The sequence below is a fragment of the Anabaena sp. UHCC 0253 genome, from assembly GCF_009712085.1.
In the GTDB taxonomy this organism is placed as follows: Bacteria; Cyanobacteriota; Cyanobacteriia; order Cyanobacteriales; family Nostocaceae; genus Dolichospermum.
Genome location: NZ_VILD01000017.1, coordinates 16,727 through 28,487, shown reverse-complemented (window position 1 = coordinate 28,487; position 11,761 = coordinate 16,727). Strand labels below are relative to the sequence as shown.

The 11,761-nt window shown below is 38.7% G+C and carries 10 protein-coding genes and 1 pseudogene; 2 read left to right on the top strand and 9 right to left on the bottom strand.

Annotated features, from left to right (window positions below):
* Positions 1-446: transposase (locus tag FJR38_RS26640; RefSeq protein ID WP_254449598.1), on the top strand; the 446-nt coding region annotated here is incomplete at its 5' end.
* A gap of 432 nt (positions 447-878) precedes the next feature.
* Here the strand turns inward: FJR38_RS26640 and FJR38_RS26635 are convergent.
* The 9 genes from FJR38_RS26635 to FJR38_RS26595 all read right to left on the bottom strand — a co-directional run bounded on the left by FJR38_RS26635 (position 879) and on the right by FJR38_RS26595 (position 11,231).
* Positions 879-2,084 (bottom strand): PP2C family protein-serine/threonine phosphatase, encoded by a 1,206-nt coding sequence (locus tag FJR38_RS26635; protein WP_168499129.1) that lies wholly within the window; start codon positions 2,082-2,084, stop codon positions 879-881.
* 252 nt (positions 2,085-2,336) lie between these two features.
* Complete coding sequence (locus FJR38_RS26630; protein ID WP_168499127.1) at positions 2,337-6,224, bottom strand: response regulator; 3,888 nt, start codon at positions 6,222-6,224, stop codon at positions 2,337-2,339.
* 196 nt (positions 6,225-6,420) lie between these two features.
* Positions 6,421-6,981: a heme NO-binding domain-containing protein gene (locus FJR38_RS26625; protein ID WP_168499125.1), complete on the bottom strand. Its 561-nt coding sequence runs from the start codon at positions 6,979-6,981 to the stop codon at positions 6,421-6,423.
* A gap of 152 nt (positions 6,982-7,133) precedes the next feature.
* On the bottom strand, positions 7,134-7,466 hold the full coding sequence (locus FJR38_RS26620) for an STAS domain-containing protein (protein WP_254445352.1): 333 nt from the start codon (positions 7,464-7,466) through the stop codon (positions 7,134-7,136).
* A 75-nt stretch (positions 7,467-7,541) separates the two neighbouring features.
* Positions 7,542-8,009, bottom strand: a complete 468-nt coding sequence (locus FJR38_RS26615; RefSeq protein ID WP_168499123.1) for an ATP-binding protein — start codon at positions 8,007-8,009, stop codon at positions 7,542-7,544.
* Between the two features lie 45 nt (positions 8,010-8,054).
* Positions 8,055-9,053 (bottom strand): sugar transferase, encoded by a 999-nt coding sequence (locus FJR38_RS26610; RefSeq protein WP_217359485.1) that lies wholly within the window; start codon positions 9,051-9,053, stop codon positions 8,055-8,057.
* Between the two features lie 19 nt (positions 9,054-9,072).
* Entirely contained in the window at positions 9,073-9,558 is a 486-nt protein-coding gene (locus FJR38_RS26605; RefSeq protein ID WP_168499121.1) for a glycosyltransferase, read from the bottom strand.
* Between the two features lie 164 nt (positions 9,559-9,722).
* On the bottom strand, positions 9,723-10,184 hold the full coding sequence (gene pssD, locus FJR38_RS26600) for a PssD/Cps14F family polysaccharide biosynthesis glycosyltransferase (RefSeq protein ID WP_168499119.1): 462 nt from the start codon (positions 10,182-10,184) through the stop codon (positions 9,723-9,725).
* A gap of 48 nt (positions 10,185-10,232) precedes the next feature.
* Positions 10,233-11,231, bottom strand: coding sequence for a glycosyltransferase family 2 protein (locus tag FJR38_RS26595; RefSeq protein ID WP_371418305.1), 999 nt, complete (start codon positions 11,229-11,231; stop codon positions 10,233-10,235).
* A 128-nt stretch (positions 11,232-11,359) separates the two neighbouring features.
* On the opposite strand from FJR38_RS26595, the pseudogene FJR38_RS29455 reads away from it, so the two are divergent.
* Positions 11,360-11,761: pseudogene (locus FJR38_RS29455) on the top strand (DUF4277 domain-containing protein); the annotation flags it as partial.

Genomic DNA, 11,761 nt, shown 5'->3' with positions numbered 1-11,761 from the left:
AGGCATACAAAACTGACACTGGATATTATCCTGAATCCGTTCATGTGGATAAAATTTATCGGACAAGAGAGAATCGAGCTTGGTGTCAAGAAAGAGGAATTAGAATTAGTGGTCCGCCGTTGGGAAGACCACCTAAAAATGTCAGTAAAGAAAATAAGAAACAGGCTGCTTATGACGAAGGTATTCGTAACTGTATTGAAGGTAAATTTGGGCAGGGTAAACGAAGATTTAGTTTGGGTAGAGTCATGGCTAAACTTCCTCATACCTCTCTAACTGCTATTGCTATTACTTTTTTAGTTATGAATCTTTCTACCTTACTATCAAGGGTTTTTTGGGGATTTTTATGGCAATTTTTCCAAATAATCTCTTTTTTCTTTAATTCAATTAGAAAAAGTGATGTTTTGCCTAATTTTAAACAACAAAAACTTATCTTTGCTTTTGCCTAACTACCTAGTTAATTTTTTTTGCCTTTTTCTACTTTTTCAGCAAGCCCTAACTAGGGACAATGCGATCCAACAGGTGCATTTTGTCAATCCAAAATTTCTGTTGCGAGTTTTAGTTGATCATTTTATGGGACTAGGAAGGTGAGATGCCCATTTTACCTTCAATTCTTTTTTAACACTCGCAACGGAAAGAATATTCTGTAACCAGTTTTCTGGTGCGAGTTCAGTTGCAATTAATGTGAGTCGATATTTATAATTGCAAGCCCATTTGCATTTAATCTGAGCCTGGTTGCAATTAATCTGAGCCGGAACACAATCTTAATTGCAATTAATGTGAGTCAGAAATTTTCTTGTTTGTGAGCCGGAGGGTTTATGATTGCAAGCCGCAACATTTACAGATAATTTTTACTCTAGCTTTTTATTATCTCATTCTATTTATATTAAGGATAAGTCTATTGAGACTGAAGAAACAAAATTTATTTCTAATAAAGAGCAGTCATCTGTAAATGATTGACTAGCTGTAGCAATTTTAATAGCTGCTAAAACATCGTCTAAATTCATAAAATGATGATTACATCTAGTCAATAAATTGATAAAATCATTCAATTTCCACAGTGTACCATCAGGCAGTTCAACTTCATAAACTCCATCGCTAAAAACATAGATTTTACTAGATGGTTGAATTTGACACACAGCATTTTCATATTCTCCTTCTGCAAATGCCCCGATGGGCATACTGGGAGTAATTAACTGTTTGATATCTATACTAGAGTCAGTTAATTGAGAAAGCAATAAAGCTGGTGGATGTCCAGCAGTAGCATAAGTTAATTGATAAGACTCAATGTTAAAAACCCCATACCAAATGGTAAAGTAACGGGCGTTATGTTTTTCCATTTGGAAAACTTCATTCAAAGCGTTGAGAACTTCAGATGGTTGATGGAAATTTGCTTGAGGGAGAGTTTGTGAACGCAACAAATTATGCACGAAAATGGAAGGGAGTGCAGCGGCTAATCCATGTCCAGAAACATCCAAAAGATAAATAACTAAGTTTTCTTCATCTAACCAGTAGTAATCAAAGCAATCACCACCTAATTGATGAGAAGGTAAAAACCTGTGATTAATAGTCACTAATCCTGACATTGGCTCAGGTAAAATAGATGTAACATAATCAGCGGCTTCATGCAATTCCGTTTCTAAAAGTTGTTTCTGAATTTGTAAATCTTCAGCTAATCTCTGAAGCTCTTGATTAGTTTGATATAACCTGAGTCCTGCTCGCACTCGTGCTTTTAGTTCACTCACATCAATGGGTTTGCTCAAGAAATCATCTGCACCATTATCTAAACCTTCAACCCTATCTTCAACGGCTGTGCGTGAGGTAAGGAGGATAAAGAATGTTGTTGATAAAGATGGTTCAGATTTAATAATACGGCATACCTCTAAGCCATCCATTTCATCCATTTGCCAATCACAAATAATCAGGGCAGGATGATGCTGATAAGCTTGCTCTACACCTTGTACACCGCTAGAAGCGATAATAACCTCATATCCCTGTCCTTGCAGTGCTTGTTTAAGAACTATTTGGATAATTCGATCATCATCAATGACTAAAATTTTGATTTTATGATCAGATATTTCTAGCATAATTGGTAATTACCTACCCTAATAGATATGATACAGAAGAATATAGCTTACGCCACGCTACGCTATCAGGAGTCAGGGGTAAAATTGGCTTGGTGTCTGGCTTTGAATTTAGATTCTTTACCTCACTTATCTGTAATGTGCTGTAAGAGACTTCCTAATAAAAAAATCTCTAATTTTTATGGTGGGTTAGCGCAGCGTAACCCACCATAAAATTATTGTTGGGTAATTTATTTTTTTGTGTTCCCTAAGTATTTAATCGGATATGATATTGATATAAAAACTTTCCAGAACCGAAATGACATTTTTATATTCGCTCTCTATTTGATTAACCAGATCAGCGATTTGTGCTAATGATTGATTTTGTGCATTATATTCCAAAGTTTCACAGATTTTACCCAATTTGACTGCACCTATACTAACACTGGGCGATCGCAAAGCATGAGCCGCTTTCTTGAGATTAGCTCGATTTTCAGAGGCAAAAGCATTTTTAATTGCCTGAATTCTGATTGGGGTATCTTCTAAATAAGCTTGGATCAGTTCCCTAATTAACTGGTCGCCTTCACTCCCTGCCATACTACGCAAGCCCTCCAGAACACTGTGGTCAATGACTGATTGCTGGTTAGAGGAGGTGAATACCCCATCTGTAACAGGTTTTGTGGCTTGATGCTGCTGAGTGCCATACTGTTTCAGAACTGCTTCCAGCCCTTCCAAACTAATCGGCTTACTAATATAATCATTCATCCCGATACTCAGGCATTCTTGGCGATCTTCTGGACGAGCATGGGCAGTCATAGCAATAATCCAAGGTTGAGCATCCTGGGAAAAGTCCCCACGAACACGACGAGTCGTTTCCCACCCATCCATTTCTGGCATCTGGATATCCATAAATACCACATCATAAAGTTGCCTTTGCAACGCCTCTAAGGCTTCACATCCATCATTAGCCACATCTGCCCGATAACCTAACCGATGCAGCATCTTCAGGGCAATTTTCTGATTAACTAATATATCTTCAACTAGCAGAATCTTTAGGGGTAAGCTTTCCGCAAACTTCCTATCAACGGTGGGGAGATGGGGTTTAGGCAACCGAGAGTAAGAAGGAATGATAGACTGGGGAGTACCTTGGGTAAACCAGCTACCACGAACAATTTGTAACAGCGTATTGTGTAACTGGTACTGACGCACAGGTTTATGTAAAAAAGCAGTAAACTCAGATGCTATCTGTTTCACTTCTAAGGTGTGCTTACCTTTAGAACTCAACATCACCAAAGGTAAATCCTTCTGTTTGGGTATAGCACGAATCTTAGCTGTGAGGTCGAGACAATCTAAATCTGGATGATCAATATCCAAGATAGCCAGAGCAAAGGGTTTTTGCTGCCAGAGATATTGCAGGATAGTAGTATTAGATTCCCCAACTTGGACATCCAATCCCAAACTCTGAAGTTGCAACGTTAAGCATTTTCTTAAATTGGTGTTATGGACTGCTAAGAGTAACCGCTTACCGACTAATTCAGGATCAGCAGTAGTGAGACTATTAATAGCCGACTGATCAACTGGCAAAATAACAGTGAAATAGAAAGTCGAACCTTGATCTGGTTGACTATCTACCCACATCCTCCCCCCCATTATCTCGCACAGCCGTTTGCTGATGACTAATCCCAAGCCTGTGCCACCGTAACGTCGAGTCATGGAGACATCAACCTGACTGAAGGGTTTAAAGAGTCGGTGTAAGCGATCGCGGGGAATGCCAATACCTGTATCTCTGACTGCAAATTGCAACTCATAGCGTCCAGAACTTGAAACTAGCTGCCTAGCTGTGATTGTCACCACTATTTCGCCGATTTTGGTAAATTTAACGGCATTACTCATTAAATTCCAGAGAATTTGGCGCAAACGGGTAATATCACCAGTAATAACTGATGGTATATTTGGTTCTAGTTGATACATCAATTCTATCCCTTTGGAAGCGGCTTGGGGAGCTAATAAATCTAGGGCTTCTTCCACACAAAGACGCAAATCAAAAGGCTGTGCTTCTAACTCTAATTTGCCAGATTCAATCTTAGAAAAGTCGAGAATATCATTAATAATCGTCAGTAGTGCATTGCTACTATTGCGAATGGTTTCCACGCAGTCAAGTTGCTCAGGAGTCAAGCTAGTATCCAAGAGCATTCCACTCATGCCGATGATGGCATTCATAGGGGTGCGAATTTCATGGCTCATCGTAGCCAGGAAATTACTTTTGGCCATGTTGGCAGTCTCTGCTGTTTGCTTGGCCAGGTTTAGTTCTTCATTTTGCAGTGCTAACAGATTGGTTTGATGGGTTTCCTGAGTTAGTAACTGTGCTTGGGTGAGAGCAACACCCATTTGATCAGCCAAGTGTTTGAGGAGATCTAATTCTAATTGGGTCCATTGTCTAGGGCGATCGCACTGATGAGCAATTAATAATCCCCATAAATCTTCCCGCACTAAAATCGGGACAACCAGATTGGCTTTCACCTGAAACTGCCGTAAAAATTCCAGATGACAAGGTTGAAATCCTGCCGTTTCCACATCGGAAATAACAGTAATCCGTCCTTGACGATAAAAGTCAAAGTATCCAGCCTTCAGACAAGGATCATTGATATCTTGGTCTAGAGTGACTGACCATCCGGGAACTACTGCCTCCTGGACAACTTTGCCATTACCATCAGGGTTAATTTGGAAGATGACGACGCGATCGCACTGCAAAATCCGTTGCACTTCCGTCACTGTTGTCTGTAGAATTTTTTCCCATTGCAAAGACTGGCGAATTTCTTCAGTAATTTGCTTGAGCAGTAGCACCCGTTCATATTGTTGCTGTAGTGCAGCTTCTGAAAGTTTGCGTTCGGTAATATCTAGATGGGTTCCCACCATTCTCATCGCTCTACCTTGAGAATCGCGGCTAACTAACTTACCCCGATCTAGAATCCACTTCCATTCTCCAGATTTGGTTAAAAACCTAACTTCTACCTCATAAAAAGGTGTCTCACCCTTGAGATGTGCTATCAGTCGCTCTTGCATGAGGGACAGATCCTCTGGATGGATCAGCTGAATTTTCAGCTTGATATTGTTTTCTAGTTCTTCCGGCGCATAACCCAGCATTGTAAACCAACGTGGACTGCGATAAACTTCCCCAGTCACCAGATTCCAGTCCCAGAGTCCTTCATCTACAGCATCTAAAGCCAGCTTTAACCGTTCTTCACTTAATCGAAGTGCATTTTCAGCTTGTTTGCGTTGGGTAATATCGTGGTATTTCCACAGATGTCCATAAAATTTTTGCTCAACCACAATAGGTATATAATCCTGTTCAAAGATTCGCCCATCTTGCAGTGGCAATTCTTCATTGAGAACTATTTGATTCTGGCTGAGAATCTCATCCACACGCTGGATAAACTTCTCTGGTTCAGCAAAGAGTTGTTTGCTCGTCTGTGCTGCTTGCTGACAATCCACGCCTTGTAAAGCTTCTGGCGCAACGGGAATGCCAAACTGATCACAAAATTCCTGATTTGATAGGATAACGTGTCGGGTTTCGTCTTCCAATAGCACACCAGCTTGTAAGCTTTCAATCACCGTTCTCAATCTTGATGCTGTTGCTCGTAATTCAGCCCGTTGAGATGTAAGTCTGGCGGTGAGTTTTTTGGCATCTGTCAAAGCCGAATTCTTGGACTGCAAAAGAAACAGATAATCTCCAACCGAGTCGTAGAGAGGAAAATCATCGAGCTTCAGGTCTAGTTTTTTTAAATCGGTAATCTCGGTAATCCAGGGAGAACCAAGAAACAGCAGATGATCGGATGCCTCTAAATACACTATCTCTCCTTTTAGCTGCATTTCCTTGTGATGGGATTGCAACAGAAACAGTGATGGAGAAGAACCCGCTTTTGATGAGCGCGTATGCTGGCTAATAGCTGCAAAGTTGACTGGACAATTGGGGCGATTAATTTGGAAATGTTCTTCAAGAAAACTACCAAGCATTAAGATAGGTTCAAGAATGCGCTGAAGCACTCCACCTGCTTGGACAATCTTCATATCTCGATCTATGACCAAATGAAAGGGAAACAAAGCTGCAAATTGGTCTGGATTAAGACTGAATTGTTTTGATTCGATCACCCGATCATTTGTCATAAATAGCCATTATAAACTGCATACACCAGCACACCTAAAAAATTGCTCTAGCAAAGCAAGAAAGCAGATTTTAAAAATGTTTAATTAATTGTACACAGGTACTTAGCTTACTTTAGTTAAATGGGGATAAAACTTTAATTTTTTGTTGTTTGCAATAACACAACTTCGTTAATTTATCCGATAGTCACGAAAGCGGTTAGGCTTGAGAATTGTCATATTCAACAGCAAAAATATCGTGAGATGCACCTTGTTGACGAAAACTAATTTGGGTAATATCTACCTTTGTATGAAAGCGTTTTCCCAATCCATGAATTAAACCAATCACCATTGGTGCTAAACCCTGCCTAGTTGATTGATAGTGCAGTTCCATTGACTTTTCGCTGGTGTGTTCGCAATCAAAAGATGGGGGACGGAGTTGGGGAAAACTCAAGCCGACTCGTGCGTGCAGATTATCAAGGTTCTCCATAAACTGCCCTAAAGAGTTACCGGCGCTATCTAAAAGTTCTCCATAGCCTTCTTCTGCGGTGTATGTCACCCAGTATTCACCAAATGCTTGCAGTATTTCTTCTGCCTCCATGCCTAAAACCTCACAAGCTGCTGCAACTAAGCGATAGGTAATATCATCAGAATAAGCATCCATGCCAATAAAAAAGTCTATGTCTTCCAGTTCAGCTTTTTGCTTGATACTTTCCCAGGTATTTTCACCGTGGTATTTGCAAATCATATCTTCAATTGCTTTGTTGACTAAACCGTACATTAACTTAAACTCCTCAGTATAAAATCGTAGGTAAACCAGAAACAATGCAGCATATTTTGTTCATGAAAGGTACAAACTGGAAGAATAAAACCCTTGTGGTGCGGGCATATTGCCCGCTAGGCTTGTACCTTATAACAGTAGGAAGTGCTGTATTAAGCAGATACGAATGATGCCTGATCCGGTAACACCTCAAAAAATTGATTTGTGTTAGTCATATCAAAGATCATATTTATTTGCTGGTTAATAGAACAAAGTACCAATCTAATATTTTTTTGTCGAACTATTTTTAGCGTCATCAGCAAGGCACTAAAACCAGAACTATCCATAAATGTAACATCTTTAAAATCAATCAAAATAGTTTTGATATCTGATGTTATCAGTTCATCCACTTCTTCGCGGAGTTGATTACCCTTTTTACTATTAAAAATGCCTTGGGGCTGAATCACTTTGACTTGCGAATTCATAACTTTGCTTGAAATAGACATCTTGAAATTTGGTGGTATTAATTTACAGCGTACTTAAAACCCATCACAAAAAGCAGAAAATTAAGCAATTTAGCATCATGACATAGCCAATTTTTTGTGCAGTAGTAAACAGTTTCTGTTTTCCAAATCACGGGTATAACCAATTATCCAGCCATAGTCTTTCCTGAGCCTTAGTAAAAAAATACAACCCCATTGAGATTCATGATCTAAAGGATTAAATTCGCTTTGGCTGATTTCTTGATTGAAACTTTCTATGGCTGCTTCTAAATCGAAAATATCACCTTGATCCCAAATCCGAATTTGGAAAGATTCAGAAGATATTTGTACTTCTAAATCAACAGGAGTTTCAGGACTAAGGTGGCTGTGAGCATGACGCACTACATTTGTAAAACCTTCTAGTAAAGCAGTCTGTCCTTCTAGCCAGATTTGATAAGGTATCTGTGTATTTTTGAATTGATCGAACCATTCTACAACTGTTGCCATTGCGTCAATATCGCTAACAACTTGTAGACTAAAATTATGGAGTAATAAATTTGTGTCCATGAAAATTTCGTAAAAAGGTAAGCTGTTTTAAATTAAAAAAATCTCTTATACAGCCCCTGAATCTTTGTTAAAAACCACAACAAATGTTTTCAAGATGAGTTGAAAATCGTAACCAAGACTCCAGTTTTCTTGGTAGCGCAAATCGAGCTTAATCACATCTTCAAAGTTGCGAATTTTTGAGCGCCCATTCACCTGCCATTCACCACTCAATCCTGGTCTGACATCCAACCTTTGCCAATTAAAGATTTCGTATTGTTCTAATTCATCTAGAGTAGGTGGACGAGTACCAATTAAACTCATATCTCCTGTGAGGATGTTCCAAAATTGGGGAAATTCATCCAAACTAGTTTTGCGAAGAAAGCGACCAACACGGGTAATGCGGGGGTCATGATCATTTTTGAAAAAAGCCCCAGAAGCTTGATTATTAATAGTAGATTTGAGAGCTTCAGCATTAGTCACCATTGAACGGAATTTCCAAATGCGAAACCGTTTCCCCATCCAACCACAACGAGTTTGACTAAACAGTATCGGACCAGGACTATCAAGTTTAATTGCGATCGCAATGGGAACAAACAGCACAGCAGTCACACCCAAGCCCAGAATTGCCCCTACAATGTCAATTGTCCGTTTAATAGGCGATCGCACGGAAGGATGGGTTAAAGGTGGACGCTGTTGAGATTTGCGACTGACAGTAGGGATAATTGCCTCAGTATCGGGTTCAATATGCAAAATTTTATCCAAACCAACCATAGAAAAAGCCAATTTGACTTGGGGATTAGGACTCCAAACATTTAATTGAATATTTTTGGCTTTTGCTGATTTGATATTAGTAATAAGTGAACCAATCCCACTACTATCAATAATTGTAGTTTGTCCAAAATCTAAGATGATTTTCGTAACAGTAGTATCTTCTACCCATTGTTTAAAAGACTCCCGAAAAGATACAGCTTCTATCACAGTTAATCGCAGTGGTAACTGCACTAAAAGAGTATTGTTGAAACGAGAAGTCACTAACGATATTGTTTTATTGGTATGAGTAGCCATCATGTTTACCTACTTAAAATTAGTTAAGATTTTGACCAAAACGAGATTGTAAACTCTGACAAAGAGCGAGCGCACTAGCATGAGAAACATCAGCAATAGAAACCTTTCTAGGGGCATCTATAAACCGCACCAAATCTCCCGGACACCAAGCAACAGGAACATTAATTTGCGATAGTGCTAAACCAAGTTCTACCTGATGATCATCAACGTGTTCTTTAAACTCTTGACTGCGCGAAACCAAAATATAAGGCTTATCCAAAGAATCCAGAAGCAGTAAAGTTCCTTCACCACAATGAGCAATCACAATTCGCGCTTGCTGAATCAAATCTTGAAACTTTTCTTCCTTAAGAAAACGGTAAACCTTTGCACCAGCCGGTAAAATAGTGGAGTTGCCGTACTGAACAACCACTTCTTCTTGAATCATTTCCGACTGTAACAACACCTCAACCCATTGCATCAGACGATTAAAAGGATATTGTTCTGTACCAACAGTGATTAAAATCATAAATTAAAGAGGGAATAGGGTATGAAGTAATACAGTTCAGCTAAAAACTGAAATTTTGTAGGTTGGGTTGACGGAAGGAAACCCAACATTATCAATGCTTTTATTGAGTTGCGCTGTCGCTTAACCAAACCTACTTTTCCTTAATTGAACAGATAAAGCTTTTTTCAATAACTTAAAACCTCCTGGGGAATCACAAGTTCAGCTTGAGGATAACGGGCTTGTAATTGCGGCCACTGCACATATAAAACACTGAGAAAAGGTAAAACTAATTTCGCCGATAAACTTAAAGTATTAACCCGCGTTACCGATTCAATAAATACAGTTTTGCTACCCAATAATTTGCCCAAAATCAGAAAAGGGACAGCAACACCAGCACCAGTAGAGATAATTACATCTGGTCGAATTTTTCTAATTAATTGCCAAGATAAAAGCAGATTTCTGCACAAATTTGGAAGATTTCGATTAGTAGGACTGTAAGCCCAATACACCTGTTCTTCAGTTAATTCTGCTTCTGTAGTTTTAGTGCGAAAAGTCACCCAAACTCGCTCTTGATTTTCCCAAAAAGGACGTAATTGTTGCAAAGCTTTAAAATGTCCACCAGAAGAACAAACTAATAAAACTGTCATAATTGGTAATTGGTAATTGGTAATTGGTGATTAAAAAGAGTTTATTTCCTAACTCATTTGTTCCTTTTGAATACGTTGTCGCTGAGTTGCTCCTGTAATTTGCATGATTAATTTCTCTAACCACTGGTAGATTGATTGCGGTAGTAACCATAATAGATAGGCAGCAATCAAAGAGATGAACGTGCGTCGAGGTTCTTCCAAAATAATCCGCCAATAAGTAACCAAAGCTTGATTTAGTAAACTAACTGCCATTTGTGAGGCTCTTTGTCTTGTAGCTCGTCGTGCCAAATATCGTAGTTGATAGGCTCTAGCTTTATTGCCCCATTTCTCAATAAATTCAGGATTATAAACTTTGGTTTTCACAAGAATTTGTTCCCAAGATTCATATTGTTTGAGAAGATTAGCCGACAAACCACCACTATTTAAACGATAAAGAGTCAGTGCTTCAGGAATACCTTCTATTTTCCAATTTGTTTGTAAAGCAATACGCAACCAACATTCAATATCTTCAGACTGACGAAAACGATCATCAAAATAGAAATCTTCCACCTCCCCATGAAGATTGGCTTCAAACTTAATAGCTGTCAAAACATCCCTGCGAATTACAACCGAAGATCCATTACCAATAGGATTACGACAAAACAGATATTCGGGAGTAATATTTGTTAACTTAGGCATTTGATAAATACCCAAAGGTTTACCTTGCTCATCAATAAATCGAGAACGGGAAAAACTCACCCCAACATTAGGCGAATTATCCAAATGTTGAAGATGTTTTTCCACCTTTTGTGGCAACCATAAATCATCACTATCAACAAAACCTAAAAACTCCCCTTGCGCGTGACGAATCCCTGTATTTCTCGCCCCAGCTAAACCGCGATTTTGCTGATGAATAATCTTAATTCGCTCATCTTTAAACTGCCGACAAATTTCAATACTTTTATCAGTTGAACCATCATCAACAATAATAACTTCCAAATCGCCGTAGGTTTGCGCCAGAACCGACTCCAGCGTTTCAGCCCACATTCCGCAGATACTAAAGCAAATTTAGGAATTAAAAATTTTCATAAATAAAAGCCTGAAAAGATTGCCTAGCAAAGATTTCAGGCTTTTATTTGTTAAAATAATCAAATCAAATAGAGATGGGAAAAACCATGAAAGAGTCTCAAGTTGGCATGAAAATCCTAAATATAGACCATTTGGGAATAGTAGCAGGAATAATAGACGAAATGGAATTGGTAGAAGAAGTGAATAAAATAGTGGGAATAAAAATAAAAGAAACCCTAACACCAGGACAAGTAATAAAAGCAATGAGTTTTAAATGGATTAGGCGTTTTTTAAGCGCCCCATTATATCTATTTGGAGAAGTTTTTCGTAGGAAAATCAACAGAACATTTAATAGGAGAAGGAGTATTAGCATCACATTTAAATGATGACAAACTAGGAAGAGAACTAGACAAGTATCATCAAGTAGGAACAACAAAAATATTTACAGCAGTAGCGATAAAAGCAGCCCATAAATTCCAAGTAGAAATGGATAGTATTCATTTAGATGGGACGTCTATGAGTGTAGAAGG